At 65.1% G+C, this 26,528-nt stretch carries 19 protein-coding genes; 7 read left to right on the plus strand and 12 right to left on the minus strand.

All coding sequences use genetic code 11. The annotated features are described in order from the left end of the window. Positions 1-65 precede the first annotated feature (65 nt). From FHS02_RS21560 to FHS02_RS21580, 5 genes are all read right to left on the minus strand, one after another. Positions 66-398, minus strand: coding sequence for an L-rhamnose mutarotase (locus FHS02_RS21560; RefSeq protein WP_137316386.1), 333 nt, complete (start codon positions 396-398; stop codon positions 66-68). Beyond that, positions 395-1,621: a glycoside hydrolase family 88/105 protein gene (locus FHS02_RS21565; protein WP_229422371.1), complete on the minus strand. Its 1,227-nt coding sequence runs from the start codon at positions 1,619-1,621 to the stop codon at positions 395-397. Before FHS02_RS21565 ends, FHS02_RS21560 begins: the two co-directional genes overlap by 4 nt. Continuing rightward, positions 1,618-3,072 (minus strand): glycoside hydrolase family 28 protein, encoded by a 1,455-nt coding sequence (locus tag FHS02_RS21570; RefSeq protein ID WP_137316385.1) that lies wholly within the window; start codon positions 3,070-3,072, stop codon positions 1,618-1,620. Before FHS02_RS21570 ends, FHS02_RS21565 begins: the two co-directional genes overlap by 4 nt. A 294-nt stretch (positions 3,073-3,366) precedes the next feature. Continuing rightward, complete coding sequence (rhaI, locus tag FHS02_RS21575) at positions 3,367-4,683, minus strand: L-rhamnose catabolism isomerase (protein ID WP_137316384.1); 1,317 nt, start codon at positions 4,681-4,683, stop codon at positions 3,367-3,369. A gap of 106 nt (positions 4,684-4,789) precedes the next feature. Then, positions 4,790-6,889 (minus strand): bifunctional rhamnulose-1-phosphate aldolase/short-chain dehydrogenase, encoded by a 2,100-nt coding sequence (locus tag FHS02_RS21580; protein ID WP_137316383.1) that lies wholly within the window; start codon positions 6,887-6,889, stop codon positions 4,790-4,792. Positions 6,890-7,204: 315 nt separating this feature from the next. Here FHS02_RS21580 and FHS02_RS21585 point away from each other — a divergent pair, with 315 nt between their 5' ends. The 6 genes from FHS02_RS21585 to FHS02_RS21610 are packed head-to-tail and all read left to right on the plus strand — an operon-like array spanning position 7,205 to position 14,085. Beyond that, the gene (locus tag FHS02_RS21585) at positions 7,205-8,071 is read left to right on the plus strand and encodes a DeoR/GlpR family DNA-binding transcription regulator (protein ID WP_137316382.1); all 867 of its coding nucleotides are present in this window, start codon (positions 7,205-7,207) and stop codon (positions 8,069-8,071) included. Beyond that, complete coding sequence (gene rhaS, locus FHS02_RS21590) at positions 8,068-9,114, plus strand: rhamnose ABC transporter substrate-binding protein (RefSeq protein ID WP_229422370.1); 1,047 nt, start codon at positions 8,068-8,070, stop codon at positions 9,112-9,114. The genes FHS02_RS21585 and rhaS overlap by 4 nt, the downstream gene beginning before the upstream one ends. Before the next feature lie 3 nt (positions 9,115-9,117). Further along, positions 9,118-10,668 (plus strand): sugar ABC transporter ATP-binding protein, encoded by a 1,551-nt coding sequence (locus tag FHS02_RS21595; RefSeq protein ID WP_137316381.1) that lies wholly within the window; start codon positions 9,118-9,120, stop codon positions 10,666-10,668. Beyond that, positions 10,665-11,675: an ABC transporter permease gene (locus FHS02_RS21600; RefSeq protein ID WP_229422369.1), complete on the plus strand. Its 1,011-nt coding sequence runs from the start codon at positions 10,665-10,667 to the stop codon at positions 11,673-11,675. The genes FHS02_RS21595 and FHS02_RS21600 overlap by 4 nt, the downstream gene beginning before the upstream one ends. Positions 11,676-11,680: 5 nt before the next feature. Next, positions 11,681-12,718: an ABC transporter permease gene (locus FHS02_RS21605; RefSeq protein WP_137317694.1), complete on the plus strand. Its 1,038-nt coding sequence runs from the start codon at positions 11,681-11,683 to the stop codon at positions 12,716-12,718. Then, positions 12,715-14,085, plus strand: a complete 1,371-nt coding sequence (locus tag FHS02_RS21610; protein ID WP_137316380.1) for an FGGY-family carbohydrate kinase — start codon at positions 12,715-12,717, stop codon at positions 14,083-14,085. The genes FHS02_RS21605 and FHS02_RS21610 overlap by 4 nt, the downstream gene beginning before the upstream one ends. Before the next feature lie 166 nt (positions 14,086-14,251). Here the strand turns inward: FHS02_RS21610 and FHS02_RS21615 are convergent, their stop codons facing one another. From FHS02_RS21615 to typA, 3 genes are all read right to left on the minus strand, one after another. After that, the gene (locus tag FHS02_RS21615) at positions 14,252-15,298 is read right to left on the minus strand and encodes a glycoside hydrolase family 43 protein (protein WP_175424916.1); all 1,047 of its coding nucleotides are present in this window, start codon (positions 15,296-15,298) and stop codon (positions 14,252-14,254) included. 2 nt (positions 15,299-15,300) lie between these two features. After that, positions 15,301-18,438 carry a TonB-dependent receptor gene (locus FHS02_RS21620; protein ID WP_229422367.1) on the minus strand — a complete coding sequence of 1,046 codons (3,138 nt, stop codon included), beginning with the start codon at positions 18,436-18,438 and terminating at the stop codon, positions 15,301-15,303. A gap of 339 nt (positions 18,439-18,777) precedes the next feature. Further along, positions 18,778-20,610 carry a translational GTPase TypA gene (gene typA / locus FHS02_RS21625; RefSeq protein WP_137316378.1) on the minus strand — a complete coding sequence of 611 codons (1,833 nt, stop codon included), beginning with the start codon at positions 20,608-20,610 and terminating at the stop codon, positions 18,778-18,780. Between the two features lie 246 nt (positions 20,611-20,856). Between typA and FHS02_RS21630 the strand changes: the two genes are divergently transcribed. Further along, complete coding sequence (locus tag FHS02_RS21630; RefSeq protein ID WP_137316377.1) at positions 20,857-23,259, plus strand: PAS domain-containing protein; 2,403 nt, start codon at positions 20,857-20,859, stop codon at positions 23,257-23,259. Between the two features lie 106 nt (positions 23,260-23,365). On the opposite strand, the gene FHS02_RS21635 is transcribed toward FHS02_RS21630, so the two are convergent. The 4 genes from FHS02_RS21635 to rbfA form a co-directional block, all read right to left on the minus strand. Then, on the minus strand, positions 23,366-24,019 hold the full coding sequence (locus FHS02_RS21635; RefSeq protein ID WP_137316376.1) for a PEP-CTERM sorting domain-containing protein: 654 nt from the start codon (positions 24,017-24,019) through the stop codon (positions 23,366-23,368). Between the two features lie 127 nt (positions 24,020-24,146). Further along, positions 24,147-24,851 carry a PEP-CTERM sorting domain-containing protein gene (locus FHS02_RS21640; protein WP_229422366.1) on the minus strand — a complete coding sequence of 235 codons (705 nt, stop codon included), beginning with the start codon at positions 24,849-24,851 and terminating at the stop codon, positions 24,147-24,149. A gap of 237 nt (positions 24,852-25,088) precedes the next feature. Beyond that, on the minus strand, positions 25,089-26,045 hold the full coding sequence (gene truB / locus FHS02_RS21645) for a tRNA pseudouridine(55) synthase TruB (RefSeq protein ID WP_137316374.1): 957 nt from the start codon (positions 26,043-26,045) through the stop codon (positions 25,089-25,091). Continuing rightward, the gene (gene rbfA, locus FHS02_RS21650; protein ID WP_137316373.1) at positions 26,042-26,449 is read right to left on the minus strand and encodes a 30S ribosome-binding factor RbfA; all 408 of its coding nucleotides are present in this window, start codon (positions 26,447-26,449) and stop codon (positions 26,042-26,044) included. The genes truB and rbfA overlap by 4 nt, the downstream gene beginning before the upstream one ends. Positions 26,450-26,528 lie beyond the last annotated feature (79 nt).

Raw genomic sequence — 26,528 nt, forward strand, 5'->3', positions numbered from 1 at the left:
GTCAGACACCATTTTGAGCAAAGCTCAAAATGGTGTCTGACACCGGTTCTCCGCCGCGTACTACGTCAAGCGGATCGGCCCGCAAAGTGGAACAACTGCGGCAGCGCCCACTCCTTGGGACGATTGCCGGGCTCCACCTCCATCAGCTCCGCCATGTAATCCCACCACCGCTTCATGACCGGCTGCTGCGGCAGCTCGCCGATCGGCGCGCCATCCTTTACCTTCAGCACGGCGAACAGCGACAGCGTGTCTTCATCGAGGAAGATGGAGTAATCGAAAATGCCGGCGCCGTCGAGCGCCGCGGCGAGGTCGGGCCACAGCTCGTCGTGGCGGCGCTTGTACTCCTCCACCACGCCGGGCTTCAGCTGCATCCTGAATGCTTTAGTCGTGTACGTCATTTGATCGCCATCTTCTTCAGTTCGGCGGCAGCCTGCATGAAGCCGCCCACGCCATAGTTGTAGCTCGACGACGGCCGGTAGTGCGCCGGCTCGGCGCCCGTCTGCTGGATGCCGCCCAGGCGGCCGTCCGCGTAGATATGGTTCTTCACCAGCGCGGTCCAGGCCTTTTCGATCACGGGGCGGTAGGTCTTCTCGTCCAGGTAGCCGTTGTTCACGCCGTAGGCCATGCCGTGGATGAACATCGCCGCCCCGGACGTTTCGGCCAGTGGCCAGGCCTGCGGGTCCAGCAGGCCGGCGTGCCACTCGCCGTTTTCATCCTGGATCGACGCCAGCTTGGCCGACATCTCGCGCAGCTGCTGCACGTAGAACGGCCGGTTCGGGTCGTCCTTCGGCGTCAGGTCGAGCACCTTGGCCAGGCCGGCCATCACCCAACCCTCGCCGCGCGACCAGAAGATCTTCTTGCCGTTCGGCTCGCGCTTGTTCGGGTCCTCGTAAGCGGTATCGCGCGCGAACAGGTGCTCTTCCTTGTCGTACAGCAGGTCGTAGGTTTTCTTCCACTGCTCGTGCACATAGTCGGCATAGCGCTGCTCGCCGGTGGCCTGCGCCATCTTCAGCCACACTGGCGGCGCCATGAACAGCGCGTCGCACCACCACCACGGCAGGCGCGGGTCGTTCGGCCTCAGCGTGTCCAGGTCGATCAGCACGTCGAGGTATTTCTTCAGCGTGGCGATCTTCTCCGGGCTCGGTTCCTCCAGGTACAGGTCCAGGTACATCTGGCCGATGCTGATGTCATCCGCGTTTGGGTACTGGCCGGCGCGCAGCGACCAGTCGAAGCCCTTGGCCAGCTTCAGCATCGCGTTGCGGTACTTCGGATCGCCGGTCGCCTTCGACGCATCCATGAAGCCGGCATAGGTCACGCTGGCCGTCCAGATCTGGTCGGTGTATTCCATCGTGCGGCGCAGCTGCCAGTCGGCCACCTTGCGCAGCACCTTGTCGATATCCTTCTTCGTGATGGCCGGCGACAGGTCCGTGGCCAGCGGGCCGGCATCCTCCGGCGCATCGCCGAACTTGCGGCGGATGTCCTTGTCGATGATTGCCTGCATCGCAGCGGTCGGCTGCGGGTAGTCGGTCTTCGGCGACTGGGCATACAGCGCGGTGCTCGCGCACAGGGTCAGAACGGCAACGGCCAGCGTAGTGAAGCGTTGTTTCATCGGTTGTTTCATGACTTGTCCTGTTCTTCAAAGCTCTTCTTGGAGGGATCTTCCTTGATCGGGCGCGGCTGCACCACGAAGCTGCCTTGGGCCAGGCCGCGCACGGCCTTGCCGTCTTCCATCTCGACCGGCTTGCCCAGCTTGAGCCGGGCATTCTCGAACGTCCAGTCGGCGATGTCGTAGAGGTGGCCGCCCTGCTCCGCCTGGATGTCCAGGTTCTTCAGCGTGAAGCGCGTGGCCGGCTTTTCCTTGTAGCTGTCCACTTCGAACGCCGTCTTCGCGCCGGTGGCCTTGATGTTCCAGATCTGCACGTCGCGCAGCTGGGCCATGCCCTGCTCTTTCGGCACCTGCGTGGCCAGCACTTTCCAGTACGGCGGCACGTCCTTCACGTCATCCGGAATCTTCGCGTAGCTGTAGCTGGGGTTCCAGTTCATCGTGATACGCAATACCACCGGCGTGCCCTTCATCGTGAAGTCGTGCAGGCGGATGTTCTCGCCGAAGCCGCCGCGCGTGTGGGCCGACTTGAACAGGATGCCGACCGGTACCTTGTCGAGCACCGTGATGTTGTAGGCCTCGATGTTGCGGAAGCCGCCCGAGGTTTCGCTGCCGAAGGTGAAGCCGGCAGCACCGGACCGGACGATCGAGTCGCGCACGACGACATCCTCGGTGCGCCGCGCCACGCGCAGGCCATCCGAATCGCGGCCCGCCTTCATGCACAGCGCATCGTCGTTGACGTCGATGTCGGCGTTCTGCACCAGGATCTTCTTCGAGGAATCGATGTCGATGCCGTCGGTGGACGGGCCCAGGCCATCCTGGTTGTTGCGGATGATGACGCCGTCGATCGTCACGCTTTCCGAGTAGCAGATATGCACGGTCCAGAAGCCGGCGCGCTTGAGCAGCAGGCCGCCGCCCAGTTTTACGTCCTTCGAGTCGAACACCTGTATCAGGCGCGGGCGCTGCGCATCGTAGTCGGAAGCCCAGCGCAGGCCGCGCGGCTCGTACTGCTTGCGCAGCGTCCAGTAGCTGTCCCAGAACACCTTGCCGTCGCCATCGATCGTGCCCTCGCCTTCGATCCTGGCGTTGTCCTGCTGGTAGACGTTGACGAGGGCCGCCGGCCATTTCATCTCGATGCCGGCGATGCGGGTGGGCAGTACCGGGTAGTCCTTGATGTCCTGCGATCCCAGCAGCGTGACGCCTTTGCCGACCTTCAGCGTGACGCCGCTCTTGACGAAGATCGAACCGGTGAGATAGGTCCCCGCGGGGAAGGTAACGGTGCCGCCCTGCTTCGCCGCGGCATCGATGGCGGCCTGGATGGCCTTGGTGTTCATGGTCTTGCCGTCGGGCTTTGCGCCGTATTTGGCGACGCTGAAGTCGGGCGAAGCCGCTGCGGCGTGGGTCGCGTTTGACATCATGAACGCGGCCGACAGCAGGATTGCTGCGAGCGCGCGTAGCCAGTGGGTCATGGGTCTCCTCCTGTGTTTTTATAGGTGCAGCATGCGGGCCTGGTGTCGGACATCTTTTCCGGGCGCTTTATCCGGAAAAGGTGTCGGACACCGGTATGTGCATGCCTTGCCACTACCCGCCAGAAAACCGGTGTCAGACACTATTTCCGGGTGAAACATCCGGAAATAGTGTCTGACACCAGTAATTCGAGGCGCGAACGCTATCCGCGACTTCGGGGTTTGCTGCTACAGACGATTGCTACTACGGACGTGCAAAAGCCTGCCCGCGAAGCGGGCAGGCATGAACAACAAGGCTTAAACGATGCCGCTGCTGCTGGCGCCGGCCTTGGCCGGGCGGCGCTCGGCGGCGCTGTCGCGGTAGCCCGACGAGCGGTAAGCGGCGACCGGGTCGGCGGCGCCGCCGGCGCGCACGCGGGCCATCGCCAGGATCGCCGACACGTCGGTGCGGTAGGCTTTCTTCAGCGTTTGCGCGGCGTTCAGCACGTCGTTCGATTCCTGGAACGCGCGCAGTGCGTTGCGGTCCACCAGCGCGGCCTGCACGAAGGCGCGCTGCACTTCCACGGCGGAGGACATCAGGCTTTCGATCGGATCGGTCACGTTGTGCGACTGGTCCAGCATGTAGGCCGGGTTGAAGTCCGTGGCGCCGCTCTTCGCGCGTTCGGCCGCGTCGGCCAGCTCGTTGAAGACCAGGAACAGCTGGAACGGGTTGATCGAGCCGGAATCCAGGTCGTCGTCGCCGTACTTGCTGTCGTTGAAGTGGAAGCCGCCCAGCTTGCCGAACTGCGCCAGGCGCGCCACGATCATCTCGATGTTCGTGTTCGGCGCGTGGTGGCCCAGGTCGACCAGGCATTTCGCCTTCGGACCCAGTTCCGTGGCGGCCGCGAAGCTGGTACCCCAGTCGGCGATCACGGTGGCGTAGAACGCCGGTTCGAACAGCTTGTGTTCGATGAACACGTTCCAGTCGGCCGGCAGTGCGCCGTAGATGTCGCGCATGCTGTCCAGGTAGCGTTCCAGCGAGCCGCGCAGGTTGTTCTGGCCGGGGAAGTTGGCGCCGTCGCCCACCCACACGGTCAGCGCCTTCGAGCCCAGCTTCTGGCCCAGTTCGATGCAGTCGATGTTGTGCTGCACGGCTTGCGCGCGCGCCGCGCCGGATTGCGCCGACAGGCTGCCGTACTTGTAGGTGTGGTCCTGGCCCTGCTGGTCCTGGAAGGTGTTCGAGTTCACGGCGTCGAAGCCCAGGCCGTAGCCGTCGGCGATTTCCTTCAGCGCTGCCGGGTCGTCGGTGCGGTCCCACGGGAAGTGCAGCGACACGGCCGGCGTGGCGCGCGTCAGCTGGTTGATCACCGCGCAGTCTTCCATCTTCTCGAACACGTTGCGCGGCTCGCCGCGGCCGGCGAAGCGGGCGAAGCGGGTACCGCCGGTGCCGGCGCCCCAGCTCGGCACGGCCACGGCGAAGGTGCCGGCCAGTGCCGTCAGCTTTTCGATGTCGACGCCGCGGCGCGCCAGCATGCCGCCCAGTGCTTCGTAGTCGGCCTGCAGGTCTGCCTGCTGCTGCGCGTTGTGCTCGGCCACCAGGTTCGTGTCGATCACGGGATTCTTAATGTCGGTCATGCTCGTCTCCTTCAAGTACCGCCGCCGCGACGGGGCGCGGCGGCTTGCGTTTGGCTATTTGTATTATCGGCTAAAAAGCGTCGGCTAAAACGTTGGCTGACAGCGATCAGCGCGTGAACGCACCGGCGTTGCCGGCATCCACGTTGAGCACGTTGCCGGTGCTCTTCGCGGCCTTGTCGCTGGACAGGAAGTACACGGCTTCGGCGATGTCTTCCGGCAGCACCGAGCGCTTCAGCATGCTGCGGTCGCGGTAGAACGCTTCCACGTCGTCCGCCTCGATCTTGTTCGACTGGGCGCGTTCCTGCTTCCACTTGCCGTCCCAGATCTTCGAGCCCTTGATCACGGCGTCCGGGTTGACCACGTTGACGCGGATGCCCAGCGGCGCGCCTTCCAGCGCCACGCAGCGCGCCAGGTGGATCTCGGCGGCTTTCGCGGTGCAGTAGGCCGATGCGCCGGCCGATGCGACCAGGCCGTTCTTCGAGGCGACGAACACCATCGAACCGCCCAGCTTCTGCGTCTTCATCATGCGGAAGGCGGCGCGGCTGGCCAGGAAGTAGCCCTTGACGAGGATGTCCTGGTTACGGTCCCACACTTCGACCGTGGTGTCTTCCAGCGGCGCCGACGAGGCGATGCCGGCATTCGAGATCAGCAGGTCGACACCGCCGAAGCGCAGCGCCGATTCCGTGAACACCGCTTCCACCTGCTCTTCGCTGGTGATGTTGCCGGTGATCGTGGCCACGTTGTCCTTGCCGGCCACCTTGGCCAAGGCGCTCTTCGCCTCTTCCAGGGCGCCGCCGTCGATGTCGGTCAGCAGCACGCAGGCGCCTTCGGACAGCAGCTGCTTCGCCACCGCCTGGCCGATGCCGCCGGCGCCGCCGGTGACGACCGCGATGCGGCCTGCCAGCGATTTCGGCTTCGGCATGCGCTGCAGTTTTGCTTCTTCCAGCAGCCAGTACTCGATGTCGAACGCTTCCTGTTCCGGCAGGCCGACATACTTGTCGACGCCGTTCGCGCCGCGCATCACATTGATCGCGTTGACATAGAACTCGCCGGCGATGCGCGCGGTGGCCTTGTCCTTCGCGAACGACAGCATGCCCACGCCCGGGATCAGGTAGATGATCGGGTTCGCGTCACGCACTGCCGGGCTGTTGTCGCGCTTGCAGCGGTTGTAGTAAGCCGTGTAGTCGGCGCGGTAGGCTTCCAGCGCATCGTCCAGGCCGGCGGCGACGGCGTCGAAGTCCGGCCTGGTCGGGTCGAAATCGACGACGAACGGGCGGATCTTGGTGCGCAGGAAGTGGTCCGGGCACGAGGTGCCCAGCGCCGCCAGCGGTGCCAGGTCGGCGCTGTTGACGAATTCCAGGATCGTGTCGGAATCCTCGAAGTGGCCCAGCTTGTATTCGGTCTTGCTGATCTTGCCACGCAGCAAGGGCATCAGTTTCGCGGCGAATGCGGCGCGCTCGGCCGGCGGCAGCGCCTGGTGCTTCTGGCCGCCGAACACCGGTTGCGCGATGTTCGCTTCCAGCCATTCCTCGGCGCGCTTGATGATCGCCAGCGTGGTTTCGTAGGCTTCCTTGGCGGTATCGCCCCAGGTGAACAGGCCGTGGCCTTCCAGGATGATGCCTTTCAGGTGCGGCTGCTCGGTCGACAGCTTTTCCAGGTCCAGGCCCAGGTCGAAGCCGGGGCGCTTCCATGGCAGCCAGCCCAGCACGCCTTCGAAGATCTTCTCCGTCAGGGCGCGGCTGTTGGCCGTGGCGGCGATCGCGATCAGCGAGTCCGGGTGCATGTGATCGACGTGCTTCTTGTTGATGTAGGCGTGCAGCGGCGTGTCGATCGAGGCGGCGCGCGGGTTCAGGTTGAACGTGGCGTGCGGCAGGTAGCCGACCATTTCGTCTTCGTGTTCCAGGCCGCGGTAGCGCTTCTTCAGCGCGTGCAGCTTGTCCAGGTACAGCGTCGAGAAGCCGTCCAGCTTGATGCTGCCCAGGTCGCCGCCCGAACCCTTGACCCACAGTACCTCGACTTTGTCACCCGTCAGCGGGTCATCCATCATCACCTTGGCCGACGTGTTGCCGCCGCCGAAGTTGGTGATGCGCAGGTCCGAGCCCAGCAAATTGGAGCGGTACAGCAGCAGCTCCGGTTCGCTCATCGTTGCGGCCTTCTCGTCATCCCACAGCGACGTGATGGGCTGTTTCTGCTTCGGTTGGTTCATGTGGTCTCCATCGTTGATTTGCATTCGGTTTTGCCCCCGTTTCCGTGCTTTTTTCGGCCGGGAAGCAAGCGGAGTCAGTAGAAATCAGAGCCCTCGGGGGTGTCAATGCACAAGCGATCAACATCGTGACCAAGAATGAATTAATCATTTACTTGAGCGAAATGATCAGAACATGACAAGCGATTTTGGAAAAAATCATACATTTGAGCGCAGGATGATTGACCGGCTACTTTGAAAGGGTTTAGGCTTGCCCTTAATAAATAGACCACTCACGGCACCCGCCGGGAAGTAGGATCACGACAAGGAGACGGAAACATGGTGAATCACAAGCGCCGTAAACGTTTGCTCAAACTGCTCGCCGAGCACCAGACCGCCAGCGTTCCCCAGCTGGTCGAATGGCTGAGCGCTTCCCCCGCCACCGTGCGCCGCGACATCAGCTGGCTCGCCGCGCGCAACCTGCTGACCCGCACCCGCGGCGGCGCGGCGAACCTGGCCCAGAAGAAGCGCAATCTTACGCTCACGAGCGAAACCTTCGAACACAACATCCAGTGCTTTGCCGACCGCAAGCGCGCCATTGCCCGCTACGCGGCCGGCATGTGCGAGGAAGGCGAAACGATCGTCATCAACGGCGGCACCACCACGTTCATGATGGCGGACTTCCTGGTCGACAAGCACCTGAAGATCCTGACCAACTCGTTCCTGATGGCCGAGCGCCTGCTGCTGTCGTCGGAAAACGAAGTGATCCTCCCGGGCGGCAAGGTGTACCGTGAGCAGAACGTGATTCTTTCGCCGTTCGACAACGACATCACGCAGCACCACTACGCGGCGAAGATGTTCATGAGCGTGTACGGCCTTTCCCTGCTGGGCCTGATGGAAGCCGATCCGCTGCTGATCCAGGCCGAGAAGCGCCTGATCGGCCAGGCCGAGGAACTGATCGTGCTGGCGGACAGCTCCAAGTTCGCCAAGAAGGCCGGCCTGATCCTGTGCGGGCTCGATCGCGTGTCGTGCGTGATCACCGATACCTACGCATCGGACGCCGCCGTCCAGCTGCTCGAACAGTCCGGCGTCAAGGTCGTGACCGTGCAGCCGGAAGCCGTGCCGACCCAGGTCGGTTCGCTGCAATTCTCGCACGGGTTCGACTTCCCGGCTTCGTCGCTGTTCCATCCGGAGGCTGCACATTGAAACGCAAGACTTTTATCGTCGCCGCGCTGGCCGCCGCGGTCAGCGCCACCTGCATGACGGGCTGCGGCCAGAAGACTGACAACGCCGCCGGCGCCACCGGCGGCAAGGCGAATGGCGAGAAACTGCGTATCGCGATGGTCGTGAAAAGCCTGGGCAACGGCTTCTTCGATGCCGCCCACACGGGCGCCAAGGAAGCCGCCGCGCAGCTGAAGGACGTGGAGATCATCTACACCGGCCCGACGACGCCGTCGGCCGAAGGCCAGATCGAAATCGTCAATTCGCTGATCAGCCAGAAAGTCGATGCGATCGTCATTTCCGCCAACGATCCGAATGCGCTGGTGCCGATCGCCAAGAAGGCCATGCAGCGCGGCATCAAGGTGGTGTCGTTCGACAGCGGCCTGGCGCAGGAAGGCCGGCTGATGCACCTGACCCCGTCCAACCCCGAACTGATCGCCCGCAAGCAGCTGCAGATGGCCGCCAGCTCGATCGGCGGCGAAGGCGAGATCGCGATCCTGTCCGCTTCGGCGCAGGCCACGAACCAGAACATCTGGATCGACGTGATGAAGACGCAGCTCGCCACGCCCGAGTTCTCGAAGCTGAAACTGGTCGCCACCACCTACGGCGACGACCAGTCCGACAAGAGCTACCGCGAAGCCATCGGCCTGCTGCGCAGCTACCCGAACCTGAAGGCGATCATCGCGCCGACCACCGTCGGCATCGTGGCGGCATCGAAAGCCGTGGTCGACGAGAACGTCGTCGGCAAGGTGTTCGTCACCGGCCTCGGATTACCGTCCGAAATGGCCGGCCACGTAAAGAGCGGCGCCGTGAAGGAATTCGCGATCTGGAACCCGATCGACCTGGGCTACACCGCCACCTATGCGGCCTATGACTTCATCAAGGGCGCGCCGGATGCCAAGGCGGGCGGCAAGTTCGCCGCGGGCCGGATGGGCAATATCGCGATCGACGCGAAAGGCGAGGCCGCGATGGCCGAACCGTTCACGTACAACCGCGACAACGTCGACAAATTCGCCAAGATCTTCTAAGCCATGCAACAGACAACGAACACACCTGCCGGGAGTGCCATCCCGGCGGGCGAGGCCATGCTGCGCCTCGAGGGCATCTGCAAGCGGTTCGGCGGCATCACCGCGCTGAACAAGATGGCACTGACCGTGCGCGCCGGCGAAGTGATGGCCCTGCTGGGCGAGAACGGCGCCGGCAAGTCCACGCTGGTGAAAACGCTGACCGGCATCTACCAGCCGGACGAAGGCACCATCACGCTGAACGGCCAGCAGGTGCGGTTCGCCAATGCGCAGGATGCGATGCACGCCGGGATCACCGCGGTGCACCAGGAAAGCGTGATGTTCGACGAACTGACCGTGGCAGAGAACATCTACGTGGGCCGCCAGCCGCAAAAAGGCGGCCGCATCGACTGGGGCCGCATCGAGCGCGAAGCCGAGCAATTGTTCGCACGGCTCGAGGTACCGCTACCGGTGCGCACGAAAGTGAAGGACCTGTCGGTGGCGCAGCGGCACTTCGTCGAGATCGCCCGCGCCCTGTCGCAGGATGCCCGCGTGGTGATCCTCGACGAGCCGACCGCCGCGCTGTCGCAGCGCGAGATCGGTGAGCTGTACCGCATCATCAATCAGTTGAAGGCGGCCGGCACGGCCATCATCTTCATCACCCACAAGTTCGACGAGATCTACGCCGTGGCGGACCGCTACACGGTGCTGCGCGACGGCCACTACATCACCGAAGGCGTGCTGGCCGACATCACCGAAGGCGAACTGGTGTCGCTGATGGTGGGCCGCGCCGTGACGCAGGCGTATCCGAAGGCGGACGTGACGCCGGGCGCCACGCTGCTCGAAGTGAAGAATTTCTGCCATCCCACCGAATTCGACGACGTCTCCTTCTCGCTGAGGAAGGGCGAGATCCTGGGCTTCTATGGCCTGGTGGGCGCCGGGCGCTCCGAGGTGATGCAGGCGCTGTTCGGCCTGACGAAACCGTCGCGCGGCACCGTGCTCATCGACGGCAAGGCAGTGAAGATCGGCTGCGCCGCCGATGGCATCGCCCACGGCATCGCCTATGTGCCGGAAGACCGCCAGCACCAGGGCGCGCACCTGACGATGCCGATCCTGCACAACATCACGCTGCCGATCCTGGACAAGATGGGCTGGTTCCTGCGCGGCGGCAAGGCCAAGCGCGACTCGCTGGGCGTGGCGCGGCTGTACAGCGAGCAGCTGGAGCTGAAGGCGCACCACCTGCGCCAGAACGTGTCGGAACTCTCCGGCGGCAACCAGCAGAAGGTCGTGCTGGGCAAATGGCTGGCCACCGATCCGAAAGTGATCATCCTCGACGAACCGACCAAGGGCATCGACATCGGCTCGAAGGCGGCGGTGCACCGCTTCGTCGGCGAGCTGGTGAAACAGGGCCTGTCGGTGATCCTCGTATCGTCCGAACTGCCGGAAGTACTGGGGCTGTCGGACCGCATCGTGGTGATGCACCAGGGCCGCGTCGAGCGCGTGTATGCGCGCGGCGAGGCGACACCGGAGAATGTTTGCGCGGCCGCCTCGGGCGCCGTGCTGGAGGGAGCGGCGTGAACGCATTCAACTTGAAGCTGGCGAAACGGGAATTATTGCTGGCCGCGTCGATCGTGGTCCTCATCATCGGCGTGGGCGTGCGCGCGCCGGTGTTCGTCACCGGTGCGAGCCTGGCCAACCTGCTGACGGACAGCACGCTGCTGGTCATGCTGGCGCTGGCACAGATGCTGGTCATCGTCACGCGCGGCGTCGACCTGTCCGTCGCGTCGAACCTGGCGCTGTCCGGCATGGCCGCGGCGCTGCTGGCCGCCAACAACCCCGATTTGCCGCTGCCGGTGATCGTGCTGGCCGCCGCCGCGCTGGGCCTCGTGCTGGGTCTCGTCAACGGCTACCTGATCGGCTACCTGGACCTGCCGGCGATCGTCGTCACGCTGGGCACGATGAGCGTGTACCGCGGGCTGGTGTTCGTGCTGTCCGGCGGCGCGTGGGTCTCCTCGCACCAGATGCCGGAAGCGTTCATCGCCTTTCCGCTGAATAAATTCCTGGGCGTGACGAACCTGGTGTGGATCGCCGCGCTGGTCGTGCTGGCCGCCTGGTACCTGGCCAGCCACAGCCGCTTCGGCCGCGACCTGTACGCGGTGGGCAATGCGCCGTCGTGCGCCCGCTACGTGGGCATCCCGATGGCGCAGCGGCTGCTGTGGACGTACGGGATTTCCGGCCTGGTGGCCGGCGTGTGCGGCTACCTGTGGGTGGCGCGCTACGCGGTGGCCTACACCGAGATCGCCTACGGCTTCGAATTCACCGTGATCGCCGCGTGCGTGATCGGCGGCATCAACATCGCCGGCGGCACCGGGTCCGTGGCCGGCGCCGTGCTGGGCGCGCTGTTCCTGGCCGTGATCGGCAATGCGCTGCCGGTGGTGAAGGTTTCGCCGTTCTGGCAAAGCGCGCTGACCGGCGCCGTGATCCTGATTGCCGTGCTGATCAACGCCCGCGACCGCAAGAAGGAAGGCCGGCAGATCCTGCCGCTGCACCTCGATTCTCATTCACCTGTGCGGAGTGCCGCTTGAATACGATGACCGCCACTACCAATACGACCGACCCCGCGAACGCCGAACCGGCGGCCGGCAAATCCCGCTACACCATCCTCGACCAGCCGAAGCTGGGCATCAAGGGCGTGCTGGGCAAGTGGGAAACCCTGCTTGCGCTGCTGTTCCTGCTGGCCTTCGTCACCAACGGCATGCTGCTGCCGCACTTCCTCGATCCGTACAACCTGGCGGACGGCACGTTCAACTTCAGCGAGAAGGCGCTGATCGCGCTGCCGATGGCGTTATTGATCATCTGCCGCGAGATCGACATCTCGGTGGCCGGCATCCTGGCGCTGTCGTCGGTGGCGATGGGCCTGGCGATGAACGCCGGCTTCCCGCCCGCCTCGCTGCTGTTCGTGGCGCTGGCCACCGGCGTGGCGTGCGGCACGCTGAACGGCGTGCTGGTGACGCGCTTCGGCCTGCCGGCCATCGTCGTCACGATCGGTACCGTGTCGCTGTTCCGCGGCCTGGCGTCCGTGGTGCTGGGCGATAAGGCCTTCACCGGCTACCCGCAGGTGATGGCGGACTGGGGGCAAGGCTACTTCTTCGACTTCATCCCGCGCGAATTCGTGATCCTGCTGGTGTTCGCGGCGATCTTCGCCTTCGTGCTGCACGCAACGCGCTGGGGCCGCCGCATCTACGCGATCGGCAACAACCCGGTCGCCGCGCGCTTTTCCGGCATCGAGGTGGACCGCTACCGGATGGTGCTGTTCATGCTGACCGGTGCAATGGCCGGCCTGGCGGCCTTCCTGCTGACGGGCCGCATCGGCAGCACGCGCCCGAACATCGCCATGGGCTGGGAGCTGGAAGTGATCACGATGGTGATCCTGGGCGGCGTATCGATCGCGGGCGGCGCCGGCACCATCGGCGGCGTGATGCTGGCCGTGCTGACGCTGGGGACCGTGACGTATGGCCTGTCGATGGCCAACATCCCGGGCATCTACATGACGATCGTGATCGGGCTGCTGCTGCTCGTGACGATCGCGCTGCCGCGCCTGATGCGCGGGAAGAAGGTCGCCAAATGACTGACACTGCAATCATCGTCCTCGATATCGGCAAGACCAACGTCAAGCTGGCCCTGATCGACGCGGCGGGCACGCAGCTGGCCGAGCGCCGCAGGCCCAACACCGTGCTGCGCGACGGGCCGTATCCGCACCATGACACGGAAGGCATCTGGAACTGGATGCTGGAGACGATCGGGGAGTTCGCGGCCACCGCGCCGGTGCGGGCGATCGTGCCGGTGACGCATGGCGCCACGGCGGCGCTGGTGGATCACGATGGCCTGGTGCTGCCGGTGCTGGACTATGAATTCGAGCCGCCGGCCGCGCAGCGCACGGAATATCTGGCGGCGCGCCCCGCGTATGGCACGACGTATTCGCCATCGCTGCCGGCCGGCCTGAACCTGGGCCGGCAGCTGGCATGGCTGGCATCGGCCTTCCCCGCCGATTTCGCGCGGACGAAGCACATCCTGATGTATCCGCAGTACTGGGCGTGGCGGCTGTCCGGCGTGGCGGCCGGCGAAGTGACGTCGCTCGGCTGCCATACGGATCTGTGGCAGCCGTCGCGCCAGCAGTATTCGCAGCTGGTCGAGGGATCGGGCTGGACTCCGCTGATGCCACCGCTGCGCAATGCATGGGATCCGCTGGGGCCCGTGCTGCCAGCGCTGGCCGAACGCACCGGACTGCCGGCCGGCTGCCAGGTGATATGCGGCATCCACGACAGCAACGCATCGCTGCTGCGCCATCTCGATGCCACGGGCAGCCATGCGGCGCCGCCGGCCATCCTGTCGACCGGCACTTGGGTGATTGCCGCCCTGCCCGGCGGGCAGCTCGATGGCCTGAAGGAAGCGTCGGACATGCTGGCCAACTGCAGCGCGCTGGGCCAGCCGGTGCCGTGCATCCGCTTCATGGGCGGCCGCGAATTCGGCGCGCTGGCCGGCACGGACGCGGTGCCTTGCAGCGTGGCCGACCTGCAGCAGATCATCGACCAGGGCACCTACGCCCTGCCCGCGTTTGCCGAAGCGGGTGGACCGTTCGCCGGGCGCAAGGGTTCCGTCGTCGGCCCGGCCCTGCCGACCGATGCCGAGCGCACCGCGCTGGCCACGCTGTACTGCGTGCTGATGAGCGACTGGTGCCTGACCGCGCTGGGGTCGGCGGGCGACATCGTCGTCGAAGGCAGCTTCACCAACAACCCGCACTTCGCCCCGCTGCTGGCCGCCCTGCGGCGCGGCCAGCAGGTCACTGTGACCGACGACGCCAGCGGCACCACCAGCGGCGGCTGGATGCTGGCGCACTGGGGGCACGCCCCTGCCGTGCACTCGCACGCCGCCGATCCCATCGCCCTGCAGGGCTGGCCGCAATACCGCGAACGCTGGCTGACACTGTTGCCCTGAGAACCGGTGGCGAAGCAGGGGTTTCGAGAAGTTCACTTCTCGCCTGCGCAGCGGAGATGGCCTGCAGGCCATCTCTCCTCCCAGGCACCTGTTAATTTGAAATGTTTCAAAAAAACCGGTGTCTGTCACCGGTTTTCGGGAAATGTTTCAAAAAAACTGGTGTCTGTCACCGGTTTTGCTTGTCGGCGACGGGTGCACCGAAGTCGGGGGTGCCGTCGGCACGCCACGAGATGGCCTGGGCCCGCGTGTGCCGGTCAGGATTGCGCAGCGGGTCGCCAACGATGTCGCGGTAGTTCCGGGCGTGGTAGACGAGGATGTCCGTCTTGCCGTCCGGCGTGGTCGTGAACGAGTTGTGGCCCGGGCCATACTGGCCGTTTTCCACGCTGCTGGCCAGCACCGGTTGCGGCGACTTGGTCCACGATTTGCGGTCGAGCAGGTTGGCATCGGCCGGCGCGGTCAGCATGCCCAGCGCGTAGTTCGCGTCGGTGGCGGATGCGGAATAGGTCATGAACACGCGGCCGTTCTTCACCAGCACGGACGGCGCCTCGTTGACGGCATGCTTGACCTTCTCCCACGCGTATTCCGGCTCCGTCAGCAGCACGGCCGGCCCCGAGATCGACAGCGGCGTGTCCATCGGCGCGATGTAGATGTCGGTCTGCTTTTTCCCGTGATCCTTCGGCCGCTGCGTCCACAGCAGGTAGCGCCTGTCGTTCAGCTCGAAGGTCGTGGCGTCCAGCGCGAACGATTCCCAGCCCGTCTTCAGCTGGCCGCGCTCCTTCCACGGTCCGCGCAGCGGATCGTCCGACTCGCATTCGAGCACGTACAGCCGGATCTCCCAGATCGCATCGGAGCGGCCGGCGGTGAAGTAGATGTACCACTTGCCGCCGATCCTGTGCATCTCGGGCGCCCAGATGTGCGCGCCCATCTCGCCCTTGTCGTGCTTGCGCCAGACCGTGTGGACGTCGGCCTTGCCCAGCTCGTCGAGTGAGCGGGCGCGCCGCACTTCGATGCGATCGTACTCGGGCACGGTGGCGGTGTAGTAGTACCAGCCGTCCGGCTGCAGCGTCACGTGCGGATCGGCGCGTTGCTTCACCAGCGGGTTGTTGAACGCCGGCGCGGCAGAGGCAGCAGTGGATGCTGCATGGGCGGGCGCCCCCAAAAGAAAAAGCGCCGCCATTGCGGCAGCGCTTGAGCGTAAAGCATGTCTCGTCATTATCAGTATTTGTACGATGCACTCAGGAAGTAGCGGCGGCCCGAGAAGGCGAGTTCGTTGACGCGGAACGGATCGCCGGCATCGGTGACCTGCTCCTGGTCCGTGAGGTTCTTGCCTTCGACCGAGAACGTGAGGTTATCGTTATACCGGTATTGGAACTTCGCGTCCAGGAATCCGGTCTTGTTCTGGAAGACCGGGTTGCCCGACACGTCGTTGTTCCCCGTGAAGAAGCGGTCGCGGTAGGTGTAGGCCAGGCGGGCGTTGAACTTGCCCAGGTCGTACCACACGGCGGCGTTGTAGCTGTTCTTCGACAGGCCCGGATACGGCAGCACGGTACCATCGAGCACGTTCAGGCGCTCGGTGCCCTGCGAGTACTTGAAGGTCATCCGCGTGTAGTTGCCGTCCACGCCGAAGCCGGACAGCCAGCCGGGCAGGAAGGTCAGCGCGGTGCGCGCCGTCAGCTCGATGCCCTTGGTTTCCGCGCCTTCGCCGTTGACCGGCTGGGTCACGTCATAGCTCGATCCATCCCTGAACAGGTCGACGCCCTTGACCACCGTGCGGTCCAGGATATAGCTGGTGATCTTCTTCTTGAACAGCGCCAGGCTGACCTGCGAATCGCTGTTCGGGTAGTACTCGAACGACAGGTCGTAGTTCTTGGCGCGGAACGGCTTCAGGTCGGGATTGCCGGCCGTGCAGTCGTCATCGCCGTCGCCGCCGAAGGCCGGATTGCCGCTGCCGGCAATGCAGTTGGCGTTCGGCGCCAGCAGGTCGATGCGCGGGCGGGCCATCACCTTGCCGAAGCCGGCGCGGACCAGGAATTCGTCCGGGATCGCCCACATCATCACGTTCGCGCTCGGCAGCCAGTCGTGGTACGTGTTGTCCACGGTGGCCACGCTGTTCGAGATGACGAGATCGGTGTAGCCGGTCGTTCCGCTACCGGAGGCGACCCGCACGCGCTGGCTGCGCGATCCGGTGGAGAGATCGCGGGTGCGGGTGTAGCGCACGCCGATATTGCCCGAGATGCCGCGGTCGAACAGTTCGGTGTCGAAGTCCAGGCGTCCGTACGCGGCCTGGGTTTTCTCGCGCACCTGCCAGGCCGGGATCTGCGCATACGTGTTACCGTCGCTGCCCGGCGCGTTGTACAGGTACTGCTGGTTGAAGTTCGACGTGTCGAAGTTCGGCGCGGCGGCATTGTAGTCCGGCGAGATCCACGACGACGGCAGGCCGCTGACGCCGTCGAAGCCCTTGAAGAAGGTGCCCGGCGAACGGCCGGAGATCGACTGCACCAGCGCCGCCATCTGCTGGGCGTTGATGTAGTTCGTCGCGTTGAACTGGCTCATGAACGCGAACTTGTCCGGTGCGCGGTTCACGCCGGCCGGTGCCAGCGGATCGAAGATCAGCGTCTGGTTGATGTTCGAGCCGACCACCGTGACGTCATCGGCTGTGGAGTTCAGGTCGGCGCCGTTGCTGGCCAGGTAGCCGCCGCCGTTATAGCGCTTGCCGGCCGTGTCGCGGGCCTGCGCGCCGAACCACAGCTTGCTGAAGAACGGCGTATCGAGCTTGTATTTCAGGTCGATCTTGGCCTGGTCTTCGCGGTTCGTGGTTTCATAGGGTCGGTACTGCAGTTGCACCTGCGTGTAGGCGCTTGAACTGTCCGGCGAATACGCTGCCGGGAAATCGAAGTGCGGCAGGCCCTGGCCGTCCAGCGACACGCGCAGGCCGGGCGCATTCTGCGTCATGACCACGCTGTTCGAATTGTTGGTGTACTGCGAATTCGACGTGCCCAGCAGGCCTTCGATCTCCCACTTGCCCTGCTTGTAGTTGAAGCCCGTGGTGGTGTACTTCGAGTCGATGTCGAGGGCGAAGTCGCGTGCCGACGTGCTGAACGCGCTCTGGCCGCCCTGCCCCGCCGCGTACAGGCAATTACCGACCGTGTACTGCGTGACGTGGTGGTTGTCGACGATGACGCCTTCCGGCGTGGTCGTGGCCGACGCCGCCGAGCAGTTGCCGCCGGAAGGGATGCCGGCCGCATTGTACGTGGGCGCGGTACCGGCATTGGCCAGGCGGCTCACGTTGCCCAGTTCGGTGCCGAAGTTGCGGTCGTTGAGGCGCTGCTCCTGCTTGTTGTGCTGGTAGCTGACGTAGGCATTGAAGCTCTTGCTGAACTCATATTGCGCGGTCAGCTCGGCGGAGGCGCGCTTGTGGTCGCGTGTCCAGATGCCGTAGCGGGCGATGCCCGGCGAGTAGTCGTTCCACTGGTTGCTGCACGCGGTCTGCTGCTCCGCGGACAGGCCGCTGGTGCCGCATCCGGCCTTGCTGCCCACGGCGGCGACGGCGGGATCCCGGCTGACGACGGTCCTGTCAGCCGAAAAATCCCAGTCGCGCAGGAAGCGCCACGACGTGTTGCGCGCGTAGTCGTTGCGCGTCAGTACCTTGTCGTAGACGATGTTCGCCATCAGGCCCAGCTTGTTGTCCAGGAAGCGGTCCGCGGCCAGCAGGGACAGGCGCGGCTGCACGCCGCCGCGGCTCGACGACTGCTCGGCCGAGACGGTGGTGGCGATGGTGCGCTTCTTGAAGTCCAGCGGCTTGCGGGTCTTGATGCTGACGGTGCCGCCCACGCCGCCTTCGGTCATGTCGGCGGTAGTGCCCTTGTACACGTCGATCGAGGCGATCAGTTCGGACGCCAGCTCGCGCAGCTCGGCGCCGCGACCCGCTTCGCCATTGGTGCCCAGCACCGACATGCCGTTGATCTCGACCCGGTTCAGGTCCGGCTCGACGCCGCGGATTGCCACCTGCGAGCCTTCGCCGAAGTCGCGCGACAGCTGCACGCCGGTGATGCGCGACAGCGCCTCGCCCACGTTCTTGTCGGGGAACTGGTTGATGTCCTCGGCGATGATGGAATCGGACACGGTGGCATTGCGGATCTTGCGGTCGATCGCCGAGGCGACCGACTTGCGCGTGCCGACCACGGTCACCACGGCGCCCTGTCCGACCGCCGGTTCGGCTGCCGGCGCTGCCGGCTGGGCGGGCGCCTGTTGCGCCATCGCGGCGCCTGCCGCCAGCATCGATGCGGCGATGGCAAGGGCGGTCCTGCGGTGCAGGCGGCCAGGCGCCCGCACCTTGTTCATGTGCTTCGTCACTCTGAATCTCCTCCGGTGTCGGCCTGGATTGCAGGCCGCTAGTAAATGGCTATTTTTTCGCAATTCTATGTGAGTCAACCGGATGCGAAATAGCGCGCAGGCAAAGAATCAGAATGATGATTAACGGGCAGTTTTGCTCAACCGTTTGAGCGTTTCAAGCAGGGCACTGCGCGCCATGGTGGAAACGCTCCCGCAGGCTCGAATGGATGAACATCGATGATCAATGATGATCAATCGCCCGTCCCCATCCGGCGCAACGACATGCAAGCCATACAGGCAAGAAAAAACCCGCCGGTCTTGCGACCCGGCGGGTTTTCGAATCGGCTGTGCCGAGGAAGCTTACGCTTCGCGCGATGCCTTCTTGCGCTCGTGTTCTTTCAGGAAGCGCTTGCGCAGGCGGATCGATTTCGGCGTGATCTCGACCAGCTCGTCGTCCTCGATGAATTCCACCGCGTATTCGAGCGACATCTGGATCGGCGGCACCAGGCGCACCGCTTCGTCGGTACCGGACGAACGCACGTTGGTCAGCTGCTTGCCCTTGATCGGGTTGACGACCAGGTCGTTGTCGCGCGAGTGGATGCCGATGATCATGCCTTCGTACACCGGGTCGTTGTGCGACACGAACATGCGGCCGCGGTCCTGCAGCTTCCAGATCGCGTAGGCGACGGCGGCGCCATCATCCTGCGAGATCAGCACGCCGTTGCGGCGGCCAGCCAGCTCGCCGCGGGTGTTGTCGACCGGTGCGTAGGCGTCGAACACGTGGCTCATCAGGCCGGTGCCGCGCGTCAGCGTCATGAACTCGCCCTGGAAGCCGATCAGGCCACGGGCAGGAATGCGGTATTCGAGACGCACGCGGCCCTTGCCGTCCGATTCCATGTTCTGCAGGTCGCCACGGCGGCGGCCCAGTTCTTCCATCACGCCGCCCTGGTTGACTTCTTCCACGTCGACCGACAGGTTTTCATACGGCTCGTGGCGCACGCCATCGACCATCTTGAAGACCACGCGCGGACGCGACACGGCCAGCTCGAAGCCTTCGCGGCGCATGTTCTCGATCAGGATGGTCAGGTGCAGCTCGCCGCGGCCGGACACTTCGAAGATCGTGTCGTCGTCGGTCGGGGCCACGCGCAGTGCCACGTTGGCCTTCAGTTCCTTGTCCAGGCGGTCGCGCAGCTGGCGCGAGGTGACGAACTTGCCTTCGCGGCCGGCCAGCGGCGAGTTGTTGACCATGAAGTTCATCGTCAGGGTCGGCTCGTCGACGGTCAGCATCGGCAGCGGGTCCGGGGTATCCGGTGCGCAGACGGTGGAGCCGATGCCGATTTCCTCGATACCGTTGATCAGCACGATGTCGCCGGCGACGGCTTCATCGACCAGCACGCGTTCCAGGCCCTTGAAGTTCAGCACCTGGTTGATGCGGCCCTTGATCGGGGTAGCGCCTTCGCCGTCGATCACGACGACATCCTGGCCGGCCTTGACGCGGCCACGGGAGATGCGGCCGATGCCGATCTTGCCCACGTAGGACGAGTAGTCCAGCGACGTGATCTGCATCTGCAGCGGGCCGTCCGGGTTGTCGTCACGCACCGGCACGTGCTTCAGGATGGCTTCGAACAGCGGCTTCATGTCGCCTTCGCGCACATCTTCGGTCAGGCCGGAGTAGCCGTTCAGGCCCGATGCGTAAACGATCGGGAAGTCGAGCTGCTCGTCGTTGGCGCCCAGCTTGTCGAACAGTTCGAACGTGGCATTGATCGCCCAGTCGGCGCGCGCGCCCGGACGGTCGATCTTGTTGACGACGACGATCGGCTTCAGGCCCAGCGCCAGCGCCTTGCGCGTGACGAAGCGGGTCTGCGGCATCGGGCCTTCCTGGGCATCGATCAGCAGCAGAACGGAGTCGACCATCGACAGCACGCGTTCCACTTCGCCGCCGAAGTCGGCGTGGCCCGGGGTGTCGACGATGTTGATGTGCGTACCTTCGTACTCAACCGCGCAATTCTTCGACAGAATCGTGATGCCGCGTTCCTTTTCCAGGTCGTTCGAGTCCATGACGCGGGTATCGACCTGCTGGTTTTCGCGGAAGGTGCCGGACTGCCGCAGCAGTTGGTCCACGAGGGTCGTCTTGCCATGGTCGACGTGTGCGATGATGGCGATGTTGCGAATTGCGCGTTTAGTAGTAGACATAGTCGTTGTGTTTGTAAAAACGGGTGGGACGCCGAAGCTGCGGGGTACTGACGTAACTGAGTAACTGACGTAACTGAGTCACCGCTGACGGCTGCTGAGCAGGCGCCCCGGCAAATGCGGATGCACTGAACCCACTAGTATATCATGGGCTTGTGACAGCACAAAGACAGGCGGCTTTGTGTGTGTTGGGCCACCGACCGGTGGTTGCCAGACAGGCATCATGATGAACCGTTTTCCAGGATACCGATGAGCGATCGACCGCCAGATCCGGACGCCGTCTTCGGCGCCCTTCCCGCGCCTTATGTGCTGCTGACACCCGATTTCACCATCGTGCAGGCAAGCGACGCATTCCTGCGCGCCAACGGCCTGCAGCGCGAGCAGTTGCTGGGCCGCGACATCCTTTCCGTGTTCGGCGCACGGCCTGCCGATCCGCAGGTCAACGCGGCAACGATGGACAACCTGCGCACTTCCCTGGTCAAGGTACGCGACACCGCCACCACCGACGAAATGGCAGTGCAGCGCTACGATATCCCGGTGCCCGGCGAGCCGGGCCACCTCCAGCAGCGATACTGGAGCGCCACCAACTCGCCGGTCCTCGATGATGCGGGCAATGTCGCCTACATCCTGCACCACGTGCGCGACGTGACGGCACGCGTGCGCGGCAACGCGCGGCGCGATGCGCTGCTCGGGCTCACGGATGCCTGGCGCGACGTGCGCGCACCACGCGAGATCGTGCTGACGGCGCTGGCGATCCTGGGAGAACTGCTGGGAGTGAGCCGGGTTTCGTACGGCCGCTACAACGAGCTGACCGATACGCTGTATGTCGGCGCCGACTGGTGCCTGCCGGGTATTCCGTCGCTGGAAGGCACGGCGCACCTGCGCGATTTCGGCTCCTTCGTGGACGAGATGCGGCAGGGCCACGCGGTGGTGGTCGGCGACGTGGCGCTGGACCCGCGCACGGCGGCGCACGCGGGGCCGTTCCGCCGCCACCAAGCGCAATCGTTCGTCGACATTCCCGTGATCGAACACGGCCAGCTGAAGAGCATCCTGATCGTCAGCGATACGGTGCCGCGCCTGTGGGCCGACGACGACGTGGCGCTGATGCGCGAATTCGCGGGGCGTATCCGCACCGCCAGCGAACGGGCCCGCAGCATGGAGGCGCTGGCGACCAGCGAGGCGAAATTCCGCATCATCACGAACGCCATGCCGCAGATGGTGTGGTCGACGCTGCCGGACGGCTGGCACGACTACTACAACCAGCAGTGGTACGAATACACCGGTGTGCCGCCCGGCACCACCGACGGCCCGGGATGGAACGACATGTTCCATCCCGACGACCGCGAGCGCGCGTGGGAAGCATGGCGGCACAGCCTGGCCACCGGCGAAGTGTATGAAATCCAGTACCGGCTGCGCCATCGCTCCGGCGAGTACCGCTGGACACTGGGCCGCGCACTGCCGGTGCGCGACGAATCGGGCCGCATCATCCGCTGGATGGGTACCTGCACCGACATCCACAGCCAGAAGCTGGCCGAGGATGAACTGCGCGAGGCGGCGGCGCGCAAGGATGAGTTCCTGGCCATGCTGGCGCACGAGCTGCGCAACCCGCTGGCACCGATCGGCACCGCCGCGCAGCTGCTGAAAGGCGGGCTGGCAAACGAAAAAACGCGCATCGCCGCCAGCGACATCATTTCCCGGCAGGTGCGGCACATGGCGCACCTGGTGGACGACCTGCTCGACGTGTCGCGCGTCACGCGCGGGCTGGTCCAGCTGAACATGGCGGACCTCGACCTGGCCGACGTGGTGGCCAGCGCCGTCGAGCAGGCATTGCCGCTGATCGAGGAACGGCGCCATGCGCTCGACCTGCACTTGCCGGATTCCCCGGTGAAGGTGCATGGCGACCGCACGCGCCTCGTGCAGGTGATCGCCAACCTGCTGAACAACGCGGCGAAGTACACGCCGCCCGGCGGCCTGATCGCGCTGCGGCTGGAAGTGGTGGATAGCCACGCCCGCGTCGCGGTGCGCGACAACGGCAACGGCATCGCACCGACGCTGCTGCCGCATATTTTCGACCTGTTCATCCAGGGCGAACGCAATCCGGACCGGGCGCAGGGCGGCCTGGGATTGGGACTGACACTGGTCAAGAGCATCACCACGCTGCACGACGGCTTCGTGACGGCGCACAGCGACGGGCCCGGCCGGGGCAGCGAATTCTCGATCGCCCTGCCCCTGTGCGACAGCGTGCCGGTGGCGATGCAGAGTACGCCTTCGAGCCAGGCCCGGCCGGCAGTGCGGCCGCTGCGGCTGCTGGTCGTGGAAGACAATCCGGACGCGGCCGGCGTGCTGGCCGAACTGCTGCGCGCCGAGGGGCACGACGTGGCGGTGGCCGAGGATGCGGAAACGGCGTTGCGCCGCGCCGACCTGGCGGCGACCGACGCCTTCATCCTCGACATCGGCCTGCCCGGCATGGATGGCTATACGCTGGCACGGCGCCTGCGCGCCGACCCGGCCACCGCCGGCGCCACGATCATCGCGCTGACCGGCTATGGCCAGCCCAGCGACCGGGCCCAGTCGCATGCCGCCGGATTCAACCGGCATCTCGTCAAACCGGCCGATCCGGCCGAGCTGCTGATGGCGCTGCAGGCGGTGTAGCCGGCAGCGGGAAGAACGCCGCGCCCCCCCACCGCCCGTGCGCGCGCTACTCTAACACCGGCCTGCCCGTTCACCTGCCGACACGTTCGACGACCTGGCCCGCGGATCAGGACAGCTTGCGCCTGCGCCGCGAGGCATATCCAAGCAGCGCGAGACCACCGGCCAGCATGCCCCACGTGTGTGGTTCCGGCACGGCCGCGACCGACACATGGAAGTTGTCGATCGAGGACCATACGCCCGGCTGCTGGCCCGCGGTCACGGTCAGCGATACCAGATCCGCGCTGGAGACAAACCCGACGAACGAGTTGACGTCCGGATTTTCCAGCGTGAACGATACCGTGGCACCGGTACTGTCCGTGGCGGTCAGCAGCAGACTGGCGGCGCTGGTCGGATGGCTGTAGGCATCCGAACCGAAGAAGTTGCCGCCGGCGCCAGCCACGCCGCCTTGCAGCACGAACGTGGTGGTATCGGTGCGGTTCTGCGAGCTCAGCCAGAAGTCCACGAAATCGCTGGTGCCTGCCCACAGGGCGGGGGCTTTCGGCCCCGCGCTGACGCTGTACGAATACTCGCCAGCCTGGCGCGGCACTTCGTCATAGTACATCTGCTGGATCAGGTCATTGTAGTTGTCGACACCGGTATTGCCGACCGCGGCAAGGTACGCGGCTTCGTGGGTAAAGGTGGTGATGTCGGCTCGAGCACTGCCGGCGCTCAGCGCCAATGCAGCGGCGGCAACGGCCGCGATGGTGGAAATCGGTCGCACTATGGAACTCCATGGAATAAGGGGTGAACAGTGGCGGTGCGGGTGCAAGGCGCGTCTGGTCGCTCTGCATCGGCAGCGGCATGGGAAAGGCGCCTCGTGGGATCGCCCTCCGGTGCGCTGGTGCGCCTTACGCCAAGCGGCTGGTTGCGCGGCCTGGCCTGCGCCGTGCCGTCCAGCCCAGCAAACCCAGGCCGGCGAGCAGCATCGCGTAGGTGCCGGGTTCCGGCACGGCGGCCACGGACAGGTGCAGGTCGTTTACCGTAGGCCAGATGCCGTAGCCGTCGGCGCCAAGCTGGTCGCCGGTGGCGACCGACAGCGAGACAATCGTGGCGTCGGACACGAAACCGAGGAAGGAGCTGGGTACCGGATCAGTGATCGTGTAGGTCAGCGTGGCGCCCGTGCTATCCGTGGCGGTCACGGTGATGTAGGGGGCGAATACCGTGTAGCCGGCGATATCGGAACCCCAGAAAAAACCGCCGGCGCCGGCCACTGGTGTGCCGAAGCTGTCGAACGTGATCGCGTCGGTGCGCCGGCTAGAGCTCAGGTACCAGTCGACGTCGTCGTCGCTGGCTCCATAGGCGCGCGGGTTGCCAGGGCCGGTGGTAGCGACGTAGGTGATATCGCCGGCGGTGCGTGGGAACGGGGTGTCATACGGTTCGATATCGAGGTCGTTGAACGTATCGACCGCTGTGGCGCCGACCGCGCCGAGATAGGCGGACTGGCTGGTATACGTGGTGAGTGCGGCATTGGCCGTGGAAGCGGCGAACGACAGGACTGCGGAAACTGCAGCGGTGCTGACCAGGCTTGTGACTGAGCGAGACGTCTTGCGCACAATTGTGCTCCTTGTGGAAGTGGATGAGGAAGACTTTCGGGAGGCTCTTCAGCGCTGAAGAGTCCCCAATGTAGTCTTGCCGACATGCCGATTCAACAAGAGATCCCGAAATCATAATAATGATGATTAGTTTCGTGCCAGGCGTTGCTGACGGGGGAAAAGCACCTGACCGGGGGATTGACAGGCGGCCGCTGCGGGCAGGTACCGCCGATGCCGGTGCGTACCGGCTTCGGCTGGCTATTGCGCGGCGGCGATCAGCCGTTCCGGCTTGAGGATGGCCCACTGTTCGAACAGCCCGGTGCCGAGCAGTTTCCCATCCGCGTACACGCGCACGCGGCCTTCATAGGGCGCCGGCGTCTGCACGCCAGGCTCCTTGCCGAGCGGGAGCCGCTGGCCCTGCAGGAAGCGTTTCGACAGCTCGGCAGTGAGTTCGATGCGAGGGAACGTCGACAGCAGCGCATCCACCGGTGCCAGCAGGGACAGGGGCGCGGCGTGCCCCTGCACCTGTTCCAGCGTCACCATGTTGTCGGCGTTCAGCGCGCCGACGCCCGTGCGCCGCAAGGCGTTCAGGTGCGCGCCGCAGCCCAGCGCGGCGCCGATGTCCTCGCCCAGCACGCGGATGTAGGTGCCCTTGCTGACCGTGGCTTCCAGCCGCAGGAACGGCGCTTCGTACGACAGCAGTTCCAGCTTGTGGATGACGACGTTGCGCGCCTCGCGCTCGAGCGTGATGCCGGCGCGGGCGTATTCGTACAGCGGCTTGCCGTCGCGCTTCAGGGCCGAATACATCGGCGGCACCTGCGCGATCGGGCCGCGGAAGCGCGCCAGCACCGCTTCGATTTCCGCGACGGTGATGGTGGCAACGTCGCGGTCCAGCGCGGGATCGGCGTCGGCTACCTGCCCTTCGGTGTCACCCGTATCGGTGCGCACGCCCAGGTGCACGGTCGTCACGTAGGTCTTGTCGGCCTCGAGCAGGTCCTGCGAAAACTTGGTGGCCTCGCCGAAGCACAGCGGCAGCAGGCCGGTGGCGAACGGATCGAGCGTGCCGGTGTGGCCCGCCTTCTTCGCGTTCAGCACGCGCTTGGTCCTGATCAGCGCATCGTTCGACGACAGGCCGACCGGCTTGTCGAGCAGCAGGACGCCATCGACGAGGTCGCGTACCCGCTTCACGCGGGCAGCCTTGACTTCCTCCGTCATTCTTTTTCTTCGCCCGCGTCTTCTTCGTAGTCGGCCGCGCGCGTGGCGTTGGCCTTGTCGATCAGGGCCGACATCGCCATGCCGCGCGAGGCCGACGTGTCGTGCACGAAGTGCAGCTGCGGCAGCGTGTGGATGTGCAGCCGCTTGCCCAGCTGGTTGCGCAGGTAGCCGGCGGCGGCCTGCAGGCCGGCCAGCGTGTTCTTCACCGTGTCGGGATCGTCCTTGAGCATCGTGAAGTAGACCTTCGCGTGCGCATAGTCGGGGGTCAGCTGCACTTCGGCCAGCGTGAGCATGCCCACGCGCGGATCCTTCAGCTCGAAGGCGATCAGTTCGGAAAGGTCTTTCTGGATCTGGTCCGCCACGCGCAGGCCGCGCGCGGGGATCGATTTGCTGTGTTTAGCCATGATTTGTCCATCAATTAAAAATGGCGGGTGGCGCCCATCCGCTTGCGCGGACTGGGCGGCACCCGCCATGGATACTGCG

The sequence above is a fragment of the Pseudoduganella umbonata genome, from assembly GCF_014192225.1.
GTDB lineage: Bacteria > Pseudomonadota > Gammaproteobacteria > Burkholderiales > Burkholderiaceae_D > Rugamonas > Rugamonas umbonata.